The organism is Vreelandella rituensis (assembly GCF_003336665.1).
Taxonomy (GTDB): Bacteria; Pseudomonadota; Gammaproteobacteria; order Pseudomonadales; family Halomonadaceae; genus Vreelandella; species Vreelandella rituensis.
The window spans coordinates 42,072-60,446 of the sequence record NZ_QPIJ01000019.1 but is presented as its reverse complement, the minus strand read 5'-3'; the positions used below and the strand labels follow the sequence as shown (position 1 = coordinate 60,446).

17 protein-coding genes are annotated in these 18,375 nt (G+C 53.6%); 16 read left to right on the top strand and 1 reads right to left on the bottom strand.

Translation table 11 applies throughout. The features are described 5' to 3' along the window. Positions 1 to 175: 175 nt before the first annotated feature. Entirely contained in the window at positions 176 to 1,882 is a 1,707-nt protein-coding gene (locus DU506_RS09910) for a methyl-accepting chemotaxis protein (protein WP_114486779.1), read from the bottom strand. Between the two features lie 330 nt (positions 1,883 to 2,212). Here DU506_RS09910 and DU506_RS09905 point away from each other — a divergent pair, with 330 nt between their 5' ends. From DU506_RS09905 to cheY, 16 genes are all read left to right on the top strand, one after another. Continuing rightward, positions 2,213 to 3,904: an HD domain-containing phosphohydrolase gene (locus tag DU506_RS09905; RefSeq protein WP_114486778.1), complete on the top strand. Its 1,692-nt coding sequence runs from the start codon at positions 2,213 to 2,215 to the stop codon at positions 3,902 to 3,904. Positions 3,905 to 4,009: 105 nt separating this feature from the next. Then, positions 4,010 to 4,423, top strand: a complete 414-nt coding sequence (gene fliS / locus DU506_RS09900; RefSeq protein ID WP_114486777.1) for a flagellar export chaperone FliS — start codon at positions 4,010 to 4,012, stop codon at positions 4,421 to 4,423. Between the two features lie 7 nt (positions 4,424 to 4,430). After that, on the top strand, positions 4,431 to 4,868 hold the full coding sequence (fliT, locus tag DU506_RS09895; protein WP_114486776.1) for a flagellar protein FliT: 438 nt from the start codon (positions 4,431 to 4,433) through the stop codon (positions 4,866 to 4,868). Next, positions 4,865 to 6,085, top strand: coding sequence for a flagellar hook-length control protein FliK (gene fliK / locus DU506_RS09890; protein ID WP_114486775.1), 1,221 nt, complete (start codon positions 4,865 to 4,867; stop codon positions 6,083 to 6,085). Before fliT ends, fliK begins: the two co-directional genes overlap by 4 nt. After that, entirely contained in the window at positions 6,069 to 6,350 is a 282-nt protein-coding gene (locus tag DU506_RS09885; RefSeq protein ID WP_114486774.1) for an EscU/YscU/HrcU family type III secretion system export apparatus switch protein, read from the top strand. Before fliK ends, DU506_RS09885 begins: the two co-directional genes overlap by 17 nt. Before the next feature lie 230 nt (positions 6,351 to 6,580). Next, entirely contained in the window at positions 6,581 to 6,916 is a 336-nt protein-coding gene (gene flhD, locus DU506_RS09880) for a flagellar transcriptional regulator FlhD (RefSeq protein WP_114486773.1), read from the top strand. Continuing rightward, entirely contained in the window at positions 6,913 to 7,464 is a 552-nt protein-coding gene (flhC, locus tag DU506_RS09875) for a flagellar transcriptional regulator FlhC (RefSeq protein ID WP_114486772.1), read from the top strand. Before flhD ends, flhC begins: the two co-directional genes overlap by 4 nt. 207 nt (positions 7,465 to 7,671) lie before the next feature. After that, complete coding sequence (motA, locus tag DU506_RS09870; protein ID WP_114486771.1) at positions 7,672 to 8,541, top strand: flagellar motor stator protein MotA; 870 nt, start codon at positions 7,672 to 7,674, stop codon at positions 8,539 to 8,541. After that, positions 8,538 to 9,491, top strand: a complete 954-nt coding sequence (gene motB, locus DU506_RS09865; protein ID WP_114486770.1) for a flagellar motor protein MotB — start codon at positions 8,538 to 8,540, stop codon at positions 9,489 to 9,491. The genes motA and motB overlap by 4 nt, the downstream gene beginning before the upstream one ends. A 42-nt stretch (positions 9,492 to 9,533) precedes the next feature. Then, positions 9,534 to 11,654, top strand: coding sequence for a chemotaxis protein CheA (gene cheA / locus DU506_RS09860; RefSeq protein WP_114486769.1), 2,121 nt, complete (start codon positions 9,534 to 9,536; stop codon positions 11,652 to 11,654). Then, positions 11,651 to 12,154: a chemotaxis protein CheW gene (gene cheW, locus DU506_RS09855; RefSeq protein WP_114486768.1), complete on the top strand. Its 504-nt coding sequence runs from the start codon at positions 11,651 to 11,653 to the stop codon at positions 12,152 to 12,154. Before cheA ends, cheW begins: the two co-directional genes overlap by 4 nt. Positions 12,155 to 12,295: 141 nt before the next feature. Continuing rightward, a complete protein-coding gene (locus DU506_RS09850; protein WP_328587967.1) occupies positions 12,296 to 13,576 on the top strand; it encodes a methyl-accepting chemotaxis protein in 1,281 nt (426 codons plus the stop codon). A gap of 86 nt (positions 13,577 to 13,662) precedes the next feature. Beyond that, the gene (locus DU506_RS09845) at positions 13,663 to 15,837 is read left to right on the top strand and encodes a methyl-accepting chemotaxis protein (RefSeq protein WP_114486766.1); all 2,175 of its coding nucleotides are present in this window, start codon (positions 13,663 to 13,665) and stop codon (positions 15,835 to 15,837) included. Further along, a complete protein-coding gene (gene cheR, locus DU506_RS09840; RefSeq protein ID WP_415843612.1) occupies positions 15,834 to 16,706 on the top strand; it encodes a protein-glutamate O-methyltransferase CheR in 873 nt (290 codons plus the stop codon). Before DU506_RS09845 ends, cheR begins: the two co-directional genes overlap by 4 nt. Before the next feature lie 124 nt (positions 16,707 to 16,830). Then, positions 16,831 to 17,892, top strand: coding sequence for a protein-glutamate methylesterase/protein-glutamine glutaminase (locus DU506_RS09835; RefSeq protein ID WP_114486764.1), 1,062 nt, complete (start codon positions 16,831 to 16,833; stop codon positions 17,890 to 17,892). 66 nt (positions 17,893 to 17,958) lie between these two features. Continuing rightward, on the top strand, positions 17,959 to 18,348 hold the full coding sequence (gene cheY / locus DU506_RS09830) for a chemotaxis response regulator CheY (RefSeq protein ID WP_114486783.1): 390 nt from the start codon (positions 17,959 to 17,961) through the stop codon (positions 18,346 to 18,348). The last annotated feature ends 27 nt before the right edge of the window (positions 18,349 to 18,375 follow it).

The window sequence follows — 18,375 nt, the reverse complement described above, 5'->3', positions numbered from 1 at the left end:
AGGGCGTTGTGGACACGCCCATGTCAATTACGCACATTGATCACCCATTGACATTAGAAGCTCGCCAACGAGCGAGTGAAACCACGTCTAACGGCGCAGCCGCTTAGGCGTGGTAGTTCATTACCATGCAGTCAGTTTTTGCGGTTCCTGGAAATTATCTGCTCAATTGCCAGCTTTAAAACGTCTCCCAGCTTGTTTCGGGCTGCTTGTGTGCAGGGAGCAGCGCATGTGAGCGGTTGGGTGTCTCGATACTGTTTTGCTTGTCGTTAATAACTGGCGGTTTGCTTAGCAAGGCTTGAGCACTTTGTAGCTGTGCATCGGGAAGAAAGGCAAAGGTGCTATGCGCCAACCCATTGACTTCGCTACGCAATGAAGTGGTGGCTGTAATGTAGATTTGCATATTGGCCGCACTGTCTTGAGTAGCGCGATCGATTTCGGTAATTGCTTGGCTGATTTGTGAAATGCCTTGACTCTGTTCTTGGGACGCGGCGCTAATTTCTCCCATCAAGTCATTGACGCGATGGCTTGCCTCTCGAATCGTGTGCATGACCTGTTCGGCTTCCGTGGCATTTTCACGCCCTCCATGAACGCCTTCCTGGGCCTGGGTAATCAATTGTTGCACTTGTTGCGCGGCATGTGCCGATTGCTCTGCAAGTTTACGCACTTCTTGCGCTACCACGGCAAACCCTCTTCCATGCTCACCGGCACGTGCAGCTTCCACTGAAGCATTGAGTGCCAGGATATTGGTTTGGAAGGCGATATTGTCAATGGTGCTGACCATGCCGGCCATATTTTCGGTATGGCGGGCGATTTTTTCCATGGAATTGCTCAGCTGTTGGATAACGCGATTGGCATGATCCACTTCTTCTACATTATTCAATGAAGCTTGGCTTGCTAGTTGCGCATTTTCGGCACTTTGGGCCACAGTCGAGGAAATTTGCTCCGTACTGGCAGCTGTTTGCTGAACGGCTGATGCCTGTTGCTCGATACGTATAGCCATGGCTTCATTGCTTTCAAGTAACTTCTCGACGGAAGGACGTACCACGCCGACTCTTTGACTGATATTGCTGATCAGGGCCTCCAGTGATTGGCGCATAAAACCCATGGAAGACAGAGTGTGCTGGATGCTGCCTCGGGTGGTGAGAGGCTGAACGGCAAGATTGCCGGCGGCAAGTTGCAGGGAGAAATCAGTGGCGTGCCGCATCAGCTGATGAAGACGTAAATGATTAAACCAGCTGTGCAGGCTAACAATAAGGCCGAGTACTATACCCGCGCCTAACGATAACCAAGCGTGCATAGATGAGCTAGCTTGAGTTGCTGCGAATCCGCCTAGTGCTCCGACCGTTAGCGCAATGGCAAAACTGACCGCAACAGCATGAGCATGTCGGTTGTCCGAGCGAGTGAAGGTATTGATCAATCGATGCCAAAGGCTGCTTCGATAGGCCGTGCCATGTTTGACGCGATAGCGATGCTCATTATTACGGATGCTGCGATAAACATTTTCAGCTTCCTTTACCGCTTCAGGTTCCGGTTTGACGCGAATCGATACAAATCCTGTCACTTGTCCATTTTCACGTACGGGAACCACATTCGCTCTTACCCAATAATGAGTGCCATCTTTGCGTCGATTCTTGACCAGGCCAGTCCAGTACTTTCCTTCCAGTAAGTCTTTCCACATGTCAGCGAACACGATGCCCGGCATATCCGGATGGCGAACGATATTATGTGGTGATCCGTGCAGCTCTTCGTTACTGTAACCACTTACTTCAATAAATCTTTGGTTAGCATGAGTTATTTTGCTTTTTAGGTCGGTTTTTGAAATCAGCACATCGTCGTCTTGTATCTCTTGAGAAGACGTATTCTTGTTCTGATGATGCAGCATTGAGAGTTCCCTTTCTGAAGGTCGGAGCCATGGTGACAATGTCGGTGTGAAGACTGCCTTGCGTGTTCGAAAGGTGATGAGCCGACAGTTATCGATAGTAATCAGTAAGTTTATTTATGCAAAAGGAGGTTGGGTTTCTGGTTATTAATATGAAGAAGGGTTGATCTAGGTCATTTGTAGATACGTGATGGCCGGCCAAGCCATGTCGGTATGTGGGGAAAGCAAGAACAAATCACGCTCGATGCTTATCTGGATACGTCCTTGTGGCAGCATCTGTTATCCTCCTGCGGTCGTGAAATTATCACTGAGTTATATGAAAGCGAGGCGAGGATGGCAGCGCAGCAAGACGAGTTTGAAAAAGTAATCGGGCCTGTATCTATCGAGGCATTGCTGAACGCGCTTGTGGAAACCGGTGGTGTTTCACTTCAAGTGGAGCAGGCTGAGGCTGAGCGTGAACCTATAGTATTGATGGAGCAGCATTCGGGTCAGATGCTGGTCGTGGATCTTTCCTCGGTGACTCACTTGCTCGCGGAACTGGAGGAGGGCACACGGTTTTGTTTGAGTGGCCAGACCGAAGGTAAGCTCGTGCGAACCTCGCCCTTGGTGCTGACCGAAACCCGCCGTTCCGGGGGGCGCTTTCTGTGTTGCTGTGAGTACCCCGAATACCTGGAAGTTCTGCAAAGGCGTGAATCCTTTCGTGCTGAGTTGCGTATGGGCATGGAGGTAATCGCTACCCTGTACGGAGAGGATGATATGGCCGTTCAGGGAGACCTGCGTGATTTATCTCAAGACGGTTGCCAGCTTGAATTGCCGATGGCGGCAAGTGGCCTCCTTGCGTCTGCCTCCTCTCCATTGAAGATTGAATTCCATTTTCCTGATGGCACGCATTTTCTTGCTGACGTCACGCCTTGCCATCAGAAAACTGATGCGGATCACAAACTGTTACGCCTAGGATGTCGTTTTTACGATTGCAGTACCGAGCAAGAACGCCAGATCTGGTACTTCGTCTGTGAAATCGAACGTGAAGCGGCGCGCTATAAAAAAGATGTGCAGGGTGCCCGCCTGCCTTCACCTCTGTTCGAACCTAAAGAAGGTAAAAGCACGGCCAATGAGAACATCGGCCGACGTGACGTCAAGCGCTATGCGACGCCCATGGCGCGACGGTTGGTAAAAGTGGCCGCCTATCTGGATGCCCAGATGCTGACGTTGCAGCAAGGCAGTGATATCGATTCGCGTCAACTGTCTCGTTATACCGATCGTTTACTGGTATTGCATGACGAGGATAGAGAGGCGCTGCTGTTTGCTTCGCGTTGCATGACCCCTGAACCATTACTGGTCAGGCACGGGCTCGCCGTGGCGATTCATCTTTTGGATCTGGTGGGGAAAAATATTCCCGGTGATGTACGTAAGGCGATTGCCGCCAGCGCTTTAGTGCATGACTTGGGCAAAGCGCTGGTGCCGCAAGTATTGTTCAAGTCAGCAAACTTTGAAGCGCCCCATCGGCAAACGCTGAGCGAGCATGTGCCCTTGCTGTTGGATCGCTTGAAAAATTGCACTTGGCTTTCCGGAAAGATCGCCACGGCGGTCATCGGGGGCATTAATGAGCGCATGGACGGCAGCGGTTATCCCGCGGGGTTGATTGGTGACGAGCTGCATGAATTGGCCAGGGCGAGCGCCATAGTGGATGTGGTCGAGGCAATGCGTCGTAACCGAATTGACCGCCCTGCGCGAACCGTCCAGGAAATTTACCGCCACTTGCTGCGCCATCCCCACCAGTTTGATCCACGCTGGATGAGACGTTATGTACAACACTTCAAGGTGCTGCCGATTGGCTCCTTGGTGCGTTTTTCCAGCGATCAACTGGCATGGATTCAGCGAATTGATGGCCAGGGCAACCCGGTGGAAGTACAGCTCACCCAGGTGAACGAATCGCCTACCCGAGAAAATCTGGGTGCGTCGATTCGAGGTAACGTATTGGAAAAGCTGGGAAAGCCAGTGGGAGAAGTGGCTGTTTCGACCTGATGCGGTCCAGGGCAATTAAAGTCGTGTTATCAGACGCCGATAAGCGGTAGTAATAGCAACGCAAGTAGCGGCGTGCTGAACCCATTGAACAGGAGTAACCAATTCATGAGTGTGACTCGTGGGGCTGCAACTTATGGCCGTGGAGCCAGTGCCTACGCCCGGGTAGGCGTTGAAAGTGGCGTGATGTCAGCCAACCCTCACCAGCTGATTGTGCTGTTGTTCGATGGTGCTCAGGCGTCTATCCGTGCTGCACGTATTCATCTTCAGGCGGGCAACACAGCAGAAAAAGGCAAGGCGATTTCCAAGGCTCTGGATATTATCAATAATGGTCTGGCGGCAGCACTTGACCAGGAAAAAGGCGGTGAAGTCGCTGAGCGGCTGGGATCGCTCTATGATTATATTGCCCGTTTATTGTTGTCAGCCAACCTGCGTAATGATGAAGAAAGCCTGAACCAGGCAGAACGCTTACTTGAAGATATCGCTTCCGCCTGGCGTGAAATCGGCCAGCAAAGTGCATGAGGCGCTAATGTCTTCTCGTCGTGACACTCAGGATGCTCAGGACGCCTTGCTGAAGGCTTATGCGGCGCTGCTGGCGAGTGTCAAGCATATGCATGAGCTGGCGCATCAAGAGCAGTGGGCGGAACTCATCGAGCAACGGACTCACTATGTCTTGCTGGTGGATGAGTTACAGCAGCTGGATGCTTCCATCACGTTGGATTCCATACATAGTCAGCAAAAGGCCGACCTGCTTGAAAGCATTCTTGAGCATGATGTACAAATGCGCCAATTACTTGTCGAACGTCGTGACGAACTGGGTAAGCTGATAGGCGTATCTCAACGACAGCGTAGCCTGCACCGAGCTTATGCCCCTCAGCAGGCACCGGTAGGGCATAGCGAAGCGGTTGAGGCGCCGGAAGAGATTCCGGCACATCTGGATAAATTATCTGGTAAGAGGTCGCTGTGAGTGGGATTAACCCACTGATAGATACCCTGCTCCATGAGGTGCTGGGGCGACGCGGTGAGGCGCCGGCACAGCGTGTACTGAATGAGCCGGTCAAACCGGTGTTGTCGGGTGAAGGGCCGCGCGCTCTGCGTAGTGACTCGCGCCTGGACGGCCGTCCCGCTCCGCCATTGACCGACCTTCAGCGCATGCCTTTGCCGGAAGGCGCACGGTCGTTGCCGCGTGGAGAGCACTCTTCCAATGCCCCGGTATCAACGCAAACTCACTTCAGTCCTGCCGCGAGAAGCATCGCCGATGTGTTGCTGCGATTTCCGGCACCTCCTTCCGTAGTGCGTACACCGGCACCCTTGATGCAGGCTGGCGAGCCGCCGGTTGCGAGTACTCTGGCGAGCCGAATCGAAAGCAGTATTCGTGATAGTGGACTATTTTATGAATCCCATCTGAAACGTTGGTATCAAGGCGAAACCACACGCCAGCAGCTCGCCCGTGAGCCCCAAATGCTTCAGACAGGGCGTGTCGTTGCACCAGTATCGGCTGGCCCAGCACAAGGACAGGGCGTCTCATTATTAGCGGCGCCCCTTGCATCCCCTCTTTCCTCCCCGAAAGCCGAGGCTAATGTGGGCCAAGGGAAAATTCTGCCTAACACTGTTCTGACGCCGGCGACTACCCAACAAGGTGCCTCGACAGCGCTTCTGCTGGAGCGCCCAGCGGCTGCTAGTGTTCCGGACGCGATTCAAGGACGTGGCTTGGAAGCGGCAGGTGGGCGTGATATGGAGGAAACTCTACTTGCTTCACGTCGTTCCAGTGATGTAGTTCAAGAAAGCTTGCAAGGTATCGTACGTCAACAGCTGGAAATGCTGGTGACGCCTACGATTCGCTGGGAAGGGGATGTATGGGCAGGCATTTTTATGGCGCTCGTCATCAACTTGCCTCCTCGTGAGAAAGAACGAGAAGAGCAAGACGATACAGACGATGCCTCTTCGGGATGGCGGTCGGATATTAAGCTCGAAGTCCCAGGCCTGGGGGATTTTAGCGCCTCATTGTGGTTCTACCGCGACACTCTAAGTTTGGATCTGACCACTTCTCAGGTGGAAACGCACCAGCGGCTGGAGGCGGGGCTGGGGCAGTTGCAGGCGCGACTAGAGGCATTGGATATGCGTAAGGTGCAGGTAAAAGCACGCTTGATAGAACCGGAGGATGACAATGGCCTCTCAGCGTGAACGTCGCCGCCAAGCGGTGGCATTGGCTTATCAAGACGGTGATAGTGCTCCTAAAGTCGTTGCAAAAGGCTACGGAGAAATGGCTGAACGCATCATGGCGGAGGCGCAGCGCCAAGGCATCTACGTCCATGATGCCCCTGAGCTGGTGGCCCTGTTGATGCAGTTGGATCTGGATGCCGAGATACCCTCTGGTTTGTACCAGGTGGTGGCGGAATTGTTGATTTGGGTACATGAGCTCTCGGCTGCGCCGCCCGAAACCAAATAACTACCCCTTTACTAAATACTACCGGCTTGTTTCATGCACAGGTTGGTTAATTTAGTGGTTGTATGTAACCATAGACTGAAAGTAAAAAAAATAATTCAATAGAATTAGCATTCCCATCAGTCTCTCGCTAGAAAGCTGATTCCCGCTGGTTAATTGCGCTATGGGCACGTTTCTTCTTATTTTTGTTTTAACTTTTTGCATCAGTAACTTTTATACCAAGAGCGGAAACCATGAGTCAGACCAATTTTCTCGATGAAATTCAAGAGCTGAATCTGGCCTACTTGCTTCTGGCTCAACGCCTGCTGGGTGAGGACCGCGAGGTAGCCATGTTTCGTCTGAAGATTACGGGAGAAATGGCCGATCTTCTGGCCTCGCTCAGTGCTCGCCAGCTAACCCAGCTGTCGCGCACCAATCAATTATTGTGTCGTTTCAGCCATGCTAGCGCTGAGCGGTTGCATCAGGTGACTCATAACCCTCGAGACCAAGGTTTGGCAGGGTTGCACGCATCGCTTTTATTGGCAGGAGAGCGCCTGGAGTCGAGTTCTCCTTCGGGAGATAAAGCGTGAGCCAGAAAAGCCTGGTCGATGAAATGCATCAGGTTCAGTTGGCCATCGAGCTGATTGAACTAGGGGCAAGATTGCAGGTGCTGGAAACGGAAACCGAGCTAAGCCGAACGCGGCTGATCAAGCTTTACAAGGAAGTGCGCGGCATGTCGCCGCCTAAGGGAATGCTGCCCTTTTCCACCGACTGGTTTGTCACTTGGCTACCTAATATACATTCTTCACTCTTTTATAACATATATATCAGTCTGTTAAGTGAGACATGCTGCGAGCGTATCGATGCCTTCGTCAAGGCATATCGGCTTTACACCGAACAGGTAGAGCTTGATGAAGGAGACGCTGTGCTGGGGTTGACCCGGGCCTGGACCCTAGTGCGTTTTTTTGAAAGCGACCTTCTGCAGTTGACGTCTTGCACGCGTTGTGGCGGTTCCTATGTTGCCCATGCCCACAACCCAACACAGGATTATGTGTGTGGTATTTGTCAGCCGCCTTCACGAGCCGGCAAGACCCGAAAGGCGCTCAATAAATTGCCTGAACAGGAAATTGATGAGTAATTCTGTGCGAACCACCTGCTACAAAATATTAAAAAAATGCTTGGGTTGTGGATGGTAGCGCTACTCAATGGTACTTTTCACTGATAAAGAAAATACCAGCTTCGTCATCGTACCTGTACAAGTTGTCGGTCTGTCCGCGTCATGAGATCGGTTGAGTGATGCTGTCTCCGACAACTCGTTGGTCGTGTAACTGTAAGGACACCGTTTGTGCTGATTCCGCTGGGTTATCTGGTTGTGCTGCTTTCCGTTTTCGGTGGCTTTGTGCTCGCGGGCGGAAGCCTCGGGCCATTGTTCCAGCCGACCGAGCTACTGATGATCGGAGGGGCGGGCGTGGGTGCCTTCATTGCCGCCAACAATGGCAAAGCAATCAAGGCCACTTTCAGGATATTTCCCAAGCTCAAGAGGACCAAGAATTACAACAAGGCGCTGTACATGGAATTGATGGCGCTGCAGTTCAAGTTACTTTCCAAAATTCGTCGTGAAGGCATGCTGGGTGTCGAGCGGGATATCGAAAACCCACAAGAAAGTCCATTGTTTCAAGAGCATCCCAAAGTGTTGGAAGACCCCATGATCATGGATTTTCTCACCGACTATCTACGCTTGATGGTGAGCGGCGGCATGGAGCCGATGGAAATCGATGAGTTGATGCTGCACGAGATCGAGGCTTTCGAGCAAGAGGCCCACATACCTGCTGATGCAATTGCCAAGGTCGGGGATGCCATGCCGGCTTTCGGTATCGTGGCCGCCGTGATGGGGGTCGTAAAAGCCTTGAGCATGGCGGACGCCGGGCCTGATGAGATGGGGCAAATGATTGCCCATGCATTGGTAGGTACGTTTCTAGGGATATTGATGGGGTATGGGTTTATCAGCCCTTTGGCGAGTCGCGTCGAACGTCAGATAAAAGAAGCTGAAAAGATGTTGCAGTGCATTCGGGTGACCTTGCTGGCCAGCCTCCATGGCTACGCGCCACAACTGGCGGTGGAGTTCGGGCGTAAAGCATTGCATACCCAGGAGCGCCCGAGTTTTGCCGAGCTGGAAGACTACGTGCGTGACGCGAAGAAGGCCGGGGGGGCATGAGCCAGAACCGCGACAAACGCCCGATAATCGTCATTCGACGCAAGAAAGTTGTACACGCCCACCACGGTGGTGCCTGGAAGATTGCGCTGGCGGATTTCATGACCGCTCTCATGGCGTTGTTTCTGGTGCTCTGGATACTGGGTACAGCAACGGATGAGGAGCGGCAAGGGGTGGCTGATTATTTCAGTACACCTTTGATTTCCGCCATTTCAGGAGACCGGGGAGGCAGTACGAGTGCCATTCCCGGAGGTGGGCCCGACCCGACACACAGCGAAGGCGAGCGGGCAAGAATCAATACGCTTCGTCATATTCGCCCGAGTGAGCAGCAGCGGCGTTTTTTTCAGGATTTACAGCGGCGAATTGAAAGTGTTATTGCAGTGGATCCTGAGCTGCGTCAACTACGCGAGCAAATGCGCTTTGATCTCACAACGGAAGGCTTGAGAATACAGCTATTGGATACCGAGCAGCGGCCCATGTTTGCGTTGGGCAGCGATCAGGTTGCGCCTTATATGCGTAATCTTTTGCGTACTATCGCACCACTGCTCAACGAGCTACCCAATGACCTGAGTATCAGCGGGCATACAGACAGCGTTCCTTATGCGGGAGGCTACAGAGGTTATAGCAATTGGGAACTCTCAAATGATCGCGCCAATGCCTCGCGTCGAGAACTGGTAGCAGGCGGGCTCGACCCAGCGCAGTTGTTGCGCGTCTCCGGATTTGCTGATCGTGTTGACGTGTCGGATACAGAGTCGGTTGATCCGGTCAACCGGCGTATTGAGCTTCTCGTCTTGTTACCGGAAATTGCTGCGGCTATTCGCAACCCTGGCGTATTGACGAAAGCCTCGGTGCCGCCTCTGTTACTGCAAAACCGCCAAGATATGGCACAGAGAAATACTGACACCGAGCAACAACTGCTTGAAAACTTGCAACAGGAGCTGGGTGCTGACTGACCGGCTCCTGCAACAAAAAAACGACGTCAAGGTGGGTTGTGCATGGATATAACGGATTTTTTTGACACTTTTTTTGAAGAAGCAGAGGAATTGCTTGCTGACATGGAGCAGCAATTGCTGGATCTGGATCTCGACGATCCGGACAGTGAACAGCTGAATGCAATTTTCCGTGCGGCTCATTCGATCAAAGGCGGGGCGGGTACCTTCGGTTTTACCGTGCTGCAGAAAACCACTCATATCTTTGAAAATTTGCTGGATCACGCGCGTAAGGGAGAATTGGCTCTGCGTGCCGACCTCGTTGATACTTTTCTAGAGGCCAAGGACATCATGCACGAGCAGCTCAACGCCTATCGCAGTGAGGAAGAGCCGGATCAGGAAGCGTTTGAGCGTATCTGCCAGACCTTACAGCAGATAGCGCTGGAAGAAATTGGTAAAGGGCTAGACGGGGCAGCAGGTGCACCGATCGCTAATGCCACTCCAGCCCCCGCAAGCGAGAAAGCGTCCGCCGAGTCTGATGCCGACATGGCACCTTCCGAGGCAGCTCAGGCGACCGCCCAGCGTATTGTTGCCCTGATCAAGGTCGATGAAAAAGATCGTATCCTGCTGGTCGAAGAGCTTGAGCAGCTCGGGGATATTCAATCGCAATCAGGTGATGAAACCAATTACGAAGTGGTGCTGGAAAGCAACGTCAGCGATGACGATATCGAAGCGGTAATGTGCTTTATCATCGAGCCCGAGCAAATCCAGATTCGTCCCGTCGAAGACGCCCCTTCAGGCGGCACCCCGCCGGTAGCGCCTGAAAACGACATTGCCACGCCAGCGTCGAAGCCTGCTGCTGAGCCTGCACCTTCGCCTGAAGCAACGCAGCCTACCGCAAATGCCCCTGAAAAAGCCGAGCCCAAGGAGAAGCCTAAGCCCAAGAAAGCCGCCGAATCATCTTCCATTCGTGTCTCGGTAGATAAGGTCGACCAGATTATCAATCTAGTGGGTGAGTTGATCATCACCCAATCGATGCTGGATCAGACGGTCAGCGACCTTGGCGATCAATCGGTAGGTAATAGTTCGCTACAGAATGGCATGAGCCTGCTGCAGCGCAATGCGCGGGATCTGCAAGAGTCCGTCATGTCAATTCGCATGATTCCCATGGAATTCGTGTTTAGCCGCTTCCCCCGAGTAGTCCGTGATACCGCCGGAAAGCTGCAAAAAGACATCGAACTGGTCACCGAAGGTAAGTCGACCGAGCTGGACAAAAGCTTGGTGGAACGGATTACCGACCCTTTGACTCACCTGGTTCGCAACAGCCTGGATCATGGCATCGAAATGCCCGATGAGCGCGAAGCCAAGGGTAAACCGCGTACGGGTAAGCTCGTTCTATCGGCACGTCATCAGGGGGGCAATATTCTTATCGAGGTCCGTGATGATGGCGCCGGAATGGATCGAGAGGTGCTGTTGAGAAAGGCACGAGAAAATGGTTTGAACGTCTCCGACACCATGCCCGATGAAGAAGTCTGGCAGCTGATTTTTGCTCCGGGCTTTTCCACGGCCAAAGAAGTGACTGATGTGTCAGGCCGTGGCGTCGGCATGGACGTTGTAAAACGTAATATCCAGGGTATGGGCGGACGCGTCGAAATTCAGTCCAAGAAGGGTGAAGGTACCAATACGCGTATCGTCTTGCCGCTGACACTTGCCATTCTGGATGGCATGTCGATCAAGGTAGGCCCAGAAACCTTTATTCTGCCACTCTCCACGGTCCTTGAATCATTGCAGCCGGCAAAAGGCGAGATGTATGCCATGGCGGGCGATGACGTAGTGCTGAAAGTCCGTGATGAGTATTTGCCGGTGATTGCCATTCATGAAGTGCTGGATGTGGAAGGGGCAATTACCGATCCCACCAAAAGCATTGCCGTCATCGTTCAAGGGGAAGGGCGGCGCTATGCCATGTTGGTGGATGAACTGGTCGGCCAACAGCAAGTCGTCGTCAAGAACCTGGAAGACAACTACCGCAAGGTGCCGGGAGTTTCTGCCGCCACCATCCTGGGCGATGGCAGTGTGGCGTTGATATTGGATATCAGTGGCCTGCATCGTTTGAGTCGGGCCAAGAAAGAATCTAATAAGTCGTTGAATTCTAAAAAACTTTCTTATAAGGAGGCCGAGCCATCATGAGCCAGGCAAATAATGGGGCAGTACTCGCCGCCGAAGCGGAAAATCGTGAGTTTCTGGTGTTTTCCCTCGGGGAAGAAGAATACGCCATTGATATCCTCAAAGTGCAGGAAATTCGTGGCTATGAAAACGTCACACGAATTGCCAATGCCCCTGATTTCATCAAGGGTGTGACCAATCTGCGTGGCGTGATCGTGCCTATCGTGGATCTACGCATTAAATTTCATCTGGAAAACGTCGAATACGGCGGTCAGACCGTGGTGATAGTGGTCAATGTCGCCGATCGTGTGGTGGGTATCGTCGTGGATGGTGTCTCGGATGTCATGACACTCACGCCGGACCAGATCAAACCGGCTCCCGAGTTCGGGGTGACGCTTTCCTCGGACTTCTTGAGTGGGCTGGGTAGCTTGGAAGATCGCATGCTGGTGTTGGTGGATATCGACAAGCTACTTACCAGTGAAGAAATGGCATTGGTTGATACCACCGCGACGAGCAAGGTTTGACGCGAGTAACCCCACCGGGCGCTCTTTAGGGCGCCTACGCCTTGTTTTATCTTCGCTTTATTCAGTGCCAGGTGCCGCCTTCGGGGGTGGGCATGAAGGAATAATGCGTGACACAGCGAATCCGGCAAAGCAATGAATAACATGACAGTACGGCTAAGTTGGGCGTTGGTGTTGGCTGCCTTTTTCTTTCTGGTGGCCCTTGCCTGCGGCCTCGGTTTTTATGCTTTGCATGAGGGCGCGCAAATCCTTGAGCAGGGAACGGAAGGTGATATCACCGCCCAGCAACAGGCATTCACCACCCTTGCTGAACGTATGCGATGGATGTTGACGGGCGTGGTACTCATGACGGTGGTTATGGTTGTTGCTGTCCTCTGGGGAGTTGTAGTCAATGTGTTACGCCCGTTAGACAATCTTGTCGGGTATTTCGAACGCATGGCGCAAGGCGACCTGAGTCAACGTATCGTTTCGCCGGGCCGCAATGAAATTGGACGCCTATACAGCGCCATGGCCGGTATGCAGGAAGGAATCGCAAGTACGGTCGGTGTGGTGCGCCATAGTGGGGAGTCGATTTATCATCGTGCCCAACAGATTGCTGCGGGCAATAACGATCTTTCCGCGCGTACTGAACAACAGGCTTCCTCTCTTGAGCAGACTGCCTCAAGCATGGAAGAGCTGGCCTCGACGGTCAGTCATAACGCTGATAATACTCGCCAGGCCAGTAAGCTGGCGGCCGATGCCACACGCATTGCAAAGCATAGCGAAGAAGAAGTGGGTGGCATCGTCGAGACCATGCAAGACATTAGCGCCAGCTCTCATCAAGTGAGCGCCATCGTCAAGGTAATCGACAACATCGCTTTTCAGACCAATATCCTGGCGTTGAATGCGTCGGTGGAAGCGGCTCGCGCGGGTGAGCACGGGCGTGGCTTTGCCGTGGTGGCCGAGGAGGTTCGGAACTTGGCCAGCCGCAGTGCGGGTGCCGCGCGTGAAATTCGGGACCTGATCGATGCTTCCGTCACCAAGGTGGAAGCGGGAACCCTGCGGGTCAATCAGGCCGGCGAAACCATGCAAGGGTTGATGGCGGCCGTTCAGCGTGTCAGCGATATCATGGATGAAATTGCCGCCGCAACGGAAGAGCAGAGTAACGGCATCAGCCAAGTCAATCAGGCCGTGACGCAGATGGATCAAGTGACCCAGCAGAACTCCCAGCTGGTTCAGCAGGCCGCTCAAAACGCCAATGAACTGGAGTCCGAAGCCGGGCGCTTACAGGAGGCGGTGGTGCGTTTCCGTCTGGCGGAAAACGGTCGTTCCACAGGAAGGGCTCTCTCGTCACGTCCCGCAGCAACGTTGGCCTTGGATAAACCGGTCGCAGCGTTGTCACGGCATAGACCTGAACCACAACAAGAACAATGGGAATCATTTTAGACCGGCCTCACTGCATAGCGACTTATCAAGCCGTCAGTGATCGGCCACTTTCTCCAAGACGATAAAAAAATATAAAAGGTAACGGGATGCGCAATAACCAACCGGTCACACGCCAAGAACATGAGCTGAATGATGATGACTTTCTGGTGTCCCGGACGGACGTCAAAGGTCGGATTGTTTATGCCAATCCGGCGTTTATCCAGATCAGCGGCTTTAGTCATGAGGAACTGATCGGGTCACCGCATAACCTGGTTCGCCATCCTGACATGCCGGCTCAGAGTTTTGCCAACTTGTGGGAAACGGTAAAAACCGGAGAAACCTGGCGTGGGTTGGTCAAGAATCGTTGCAAGAACGGCGATTATTACTGGGTTGATGCCAGTGTCACTCCCATTATGGAAGACGCTGAAGTGGTCGGGTATGCATCGGTCAGAGTCAAAGCATCGCGTGCGGCGATAGAACAGGCCGAAGCGGCTTATGCCGCTATTCGTGAAGGCCGTGGCAAGCATCTGTATTTGAATCGAGGGCGTTTGCGCCGGCGTGGCTTGAGGGGGCGCCTGGCTCGGATCAATCTGGACAGTATCCGGGCCAAGTTGACGGCGATGATAATGCTAGGCGGGCTCTTGTTGCTGGTCAGTGGTGGCATGGGGCTCTACGGACTGAATGTTTCGGGCATCCGTTTGAACCAGCTCAATGAAAATGGGCTGCGTGATGTTATTCGCCTTCAGCAGATTGACCAGACCATTGCTCAGACGCGCCAGTCCGTCATCGAACCCGAACGCATGGTATTGATTAAAGAGCGCTTCGAACTGGGTGAGACCATTGCTGAGCAGGCCGATCAAGTAGAACAAACCTGGGCGGAATACCAGTCTCGGGAAGTAAATGAGACCTCCACTGCCAATGCCTTTGGCAAGCAGCTGGAAGCCTATTTGCGCGATGGCATGAACGAGGCTGCATCGGTTCTGCAATCGGAAGAGACCTATCAAGCCTTTACCGGCCTGGACCGCGTGAGTGAGGTCATGCGCAAGGATGGACGTACGCTGTCCACGATGGTCAATCAGCTGATCGAAGAAAAGCAGCAAGCCGCCGAGGTGATGGCTATCGATGCCGAGCAGGGCCAGACAAAGATGCTCGTAGCACAAGCGTCTATCTTGGGTGGCGGCTTGCTGCTGCTTATTTTGATTGGTGTGATGATACTGCGTGCGATTACTCGCCCCTTGCATGATGCGGTGCACTTTACTCTACAAATTGCGGGAGGAAACCTGGCCGCTCGCGTGCCTTCGAGACGTCGCGACGAAGTGGGTTATCTGATGGACTCACTGGATACCATGCGCAAGAGTCTTGGCAGTATCATTGGAGACGTGAAAAAAGGGATCGATGTCGTCACGCCATCGGCTCGAGACATTGCCGAGGGCAATGAAGAACTATCGGCACGTACCGAGCAACAGGCGGCCTCCCTGCAACAGACCGCTTCCAGCATGGAAGAAATAACCACCACGGTGCGCCAGAACTCTGACAATGCGCAACAGGCCAGAGGATTGGCTGACGATAATGCCTCTCGGGTCACGAGCACGGGCGAATTGATGAAACAACTGGTCGTCAATATGGAGCGTATTACCCAAAGCTCCACCAAGATGACCGATATCATCAACGTGATTGATTCCATTGCATTTCAAACCAATATATTGGCGCTCAATGCCTCTGTGGAAGCCGCACGGGCCGGTGAGCATGGGCGTGGCTTTGCCGTGGTGGCCGAGGAAGTGCGCAATCTGGCGGGACGTAGTGCGGGCGCAGCCCAGGAAATCCGTACGCTGATCGACAGCTCATCGCGTGAAGTAGAGGGCGGCGCTGGCCTGGTGAAAAAAGCCGAGGCGGCGATTGCCGAAGTGGCCGAGGCCGCTCGCAATGTTACCCGAATCATGAACGAGATCTCAGCCGCTTCCGAAGAGCAGAGTAGCGGGATTGCCGAAGTCAATCAGGCGGTCGTGGAAATGGATCAGGCCACGCAGCAGAATGCGATCCGGGTTCAAGACACGGCACATGCCGCGGTCGAGCTGGAACGCCATGCCTCATTGCTGTCGCTATCGGTTGAAGCCTTCCGCTTGGGAGATGGAACGTCATCCTCGCCGGGCTTGAAAAGACCCACGACGCAGCGGCAAGCGTTACCGCCAACCAACCCCGCCCGTGCGGGCAATGACAGGTCCCGGTTACAACCGAGGCCCCAACGGCAGGAGACTGTCGCTGAAGAATGGGAGGAGTTTTGAGCCGTCACATAGAAGGGGCGGTGGAAGCCGGCCAATGGGGATCAGGGAGCCAGATTGAGCGCGACCTGATTCTCACCGATGCGGATTTCACCCGTATTCGCGAGCTGATTTATCAGCGTGCAGGAATCGTATTGGCCGAGCATAAGCGGGAAATGGTGTACAGTCGCTTGGCCAAGCGTTTACGTCATCACGGTCTAACGCGTTTCAGTGACTACCTGTCACGCCTGGAGCGTCAGCCGGATGCCAAGGAGTGGGAAGCATTTACCAATGCCTTGACGACCAACCTCACTGCTTTTTTTCGCGAGGCGCACCATTTTCCGCTACTCGCGGATCATATTCGTGAAAAGCGAGACCCGGTAAGAATCTGGTGTGCCGCCGCATCTACGGGTGAGGAACCTTATTCTATCGCCATGACATTGCTGGAAACCCTGGGGTCTCGGGCGGCCCAGGCGCGCGTCATCGCCACCGATATCGATACCGATGCCTTGAACAAGGCGCGCGCTGGCGTGTATCCCCAGGAGCAAGTGCGCAAGCTGGACGATGTAAGGGTCAAGCGCTTTTTCCAGAAGGGAACGGGGCGCCACGATGGGTTAGCGCGCATCAGACCGGAAGTATCCTCATTGGTTGAATTTCTTCCCTTGAATCTATTGGCTCCTCAATGGGCTATCAAGGGTTCATTTGATGCCATTTTTTGTCGCAATATCATGATTTATTTCGATAAAGAAACTCAGTCAAAAATACTTCGCCGATTTGCCCCGTTAATGAAGCCGGATGGCATTTTATTTGCCGGGCACTCCGAGAATTTTTCCTATATCAGCGACGCTTTCAAACTGCGTGGCCAGACCGTTTATAACCTGGCAAAAAAATGAACAACAAGAAATCTGGCAAAAAAATGGGTAATGAAAGCCAAATTGAGAACGTGGAAGGGCGTGATAACCATGTGTCTTGTTCCGAGATGGCGCACTATGCGCCCATAGCGAAAGGAGGCGTGCTTTGAGCGCAGCCAAGATTAAAGTGCTTTGCGTTGATGACTCGGCGCTTATTCGCGATTTGCTGACTGAAATCATCAATTCACAGCCGGATATGGAAGTAGTGGCAGTAGCGCCGGACCCGATCGTTGCCAGGGATCTGATCAAGCAGCATCATCCCGATGTCTTGACCCTGGATGTGGAAATGCCGCGCATGGATGGCCTGGATTTTCTGGAACGTCTGATGCGCCTGCGTCCCATGCCGGTGCTCATGGTGTCTTCCTTGACCCAGAGCGGTTCCGAGATCACCTTGCGGGCACTGGAGCTCGGCGCTCTGGATTTTGTCGCCAAACCCAGCCTGGGCATTCGTAACGGCATGCTGGACTATGCCAACGAGATTGCCGAAAAGCTGCGTGCAGCAGCGCGTTCTCGTCCGCGTCAGGCGCGTCACAAGAATACGCCGGCCCCGGCGCAGCTCAAGGCGCCTCTGGTGTCGAGTGAAAAACTGATCATCATCGGCGCCTCCACAGGGGGCACCGAAGCAATCCGAGCGGTGCTTGAACCCCTGCCGGCCAATTCGCCCGCCATTCTGATCACACAGCACATGCCTGGTGGATTCACCCGATCCTTCGCCGAGCGTCTTAATCGTTTGTGCCGAATGACGGTAAAAGAAGCGGCTGATGGAGAGCGAGTGCTTCCGGGGCACGCTTACATAGCACCGGGAGATCACCACCTGAAGCTGGCCCGCAGTGGGGCCAACTATGTGGTACGCCTGGACGACGGGCCACCGGTCAATCGCCATCGTCCTTCGGTCGATGTGTTGTTTAACTCGGCGGCTCAGCATGCCGGGCGCAATGCGATTGGCGTGATTCTGACCGGCATGGGGAAAGATGGCGCTGTCGGCCTGATGGAAATGCGCCAGGCCGGTGCGCCTACCATTGCTCAGGATGAGGCAAGTTGTGTGGTTTTCGGCATGCCCAGGGAGGCAATCGCCTTGGGTGGTGCGGTGGAAGTCAGCGGCCTGGATGAAATACCTGCCCGTTTGATGGCGCTGGTGGCAGCCTCAGGGCGAGCGCAGCGAGTATAGTTTCAATTTTATGGCTGGCCGAAAAGGTCAGTCGATTCAATGCCATGAACTGATAGAGGATGAATGATGGCAGACAAGAACATGAGATTTCTGGTGGTGGATGACTTTCCCACCATGCGCCGTATCGTCCGTAGCCTTCTCAAGGAGCTCGGTTTCACCAATGTGGAGGAAGCCGAAGACGGCCAGGATGCGCTGAATAAGCTGCGTGCCGGCAGCTTTGAGTTTGTTGTGTCCGATTGGAACATGCCTAACCTTGATGGCCTTGAAATGCTCAAGGAAATTCGGAAAGACGATGCTCTCAAGCACTTGCCGGTATTGATGGTGACGGCGGAAGCCAAGAAGGAAAATATCATTGCCGCCGCGCAAGCGGGTGCCAATGGTTATGTCGTCAAGCCATTCACCGCCGCCACCCTGGAAGAGAAGCTCAATAAGATTTTCGACAAAATGGGCAAATGAACCGGCTAGGCGGGAGTGCCTGGCTAC

Excerpts from the sequence above, each read along its gene's own strand:
- motB (WP_114486770.1), top strand. The coding sequence starts at position 8,538 with ATGAGCCAGAACCGCGACAAACGCCCGATAATCGTCATTCGACGCAAG.
- DU506_RS09845 (WP_114486766.1), top strand. The coding sequence starts at position 13,663 with ATGCGCAATAACCAACCGGTCACACGCCAAGAACATGAGCTGAATGAT.
- cheY (WP_114486783.1), top strand. The coding sequence starts at position 17,959 with ATGGCAGACAAGAACATGAGATTTCTGGTGGTGGATGACTTTCCCACC.
- DU506_RS09905 (WP_114486778.1), top strand. The coding sequence starts at position 2,213 with ATGGCAGCGCAGCAAGACGAGTTTGAAAAAGTAATCGGGCCTGTATCT.
- fliT (WP_114486776.1), top strand. The coding sequence starts at position 4,431 with ATGTCTTCTCGTCGTGACACTCAGGATGCTCAGGACGCCTTGCTGAAG.
- cheW (WP_114486768.1), top strand. The coding sequence starts at position 11,651 with ATGAGCCAGGCAAATAATGGGGCAGTACTCGCCGCCGAAGCGGAAAAT.
- DU506_RS09910 (WP_114486779.1), bottom strand. The coding sequence starts at position 1,882 with ATGCTGCATCATCAGAACAAGAATACGTCTTCTCAAGAGATACAAGAC.
- flhD (WP_114486773.1), top strand. The coding sequence starts at position 6,581 with ATGAGTCAGACCAATTTTCTCGATGAAATTCAAGAGCTGAATCTGGCC.
- fliS (WP_114486777.1), top strand. The coding sequence starts at position 4,010 with ATGAGTGTGACTCGTGGGGCTGCAACTTATGGCCGTGGAGCCAGTGCC.
- DU506_RS09885 (WP_114486774.1), top strand. The coding sequence starts at position 6,069 with ATGGCCTCTCAGCGTGAACGTCGCCGCCAAGCGGTGGCATTGGCTTAT.
- DU506_RS09850 (WP_328587967.1), top strand. The coding sequence starts at position 12,296 with ATGACAGTACGGCTAAGTTGGGCGTTGGTGTTGGCTGCCTTTTTCTTT.
- cheA (WP_114486769.1), top strand. The coding sequence starts at position 9,534 with ATGGATATAACGGATTTTTTTGACACTTTTTTTGAAGAAGCAGAGGAA.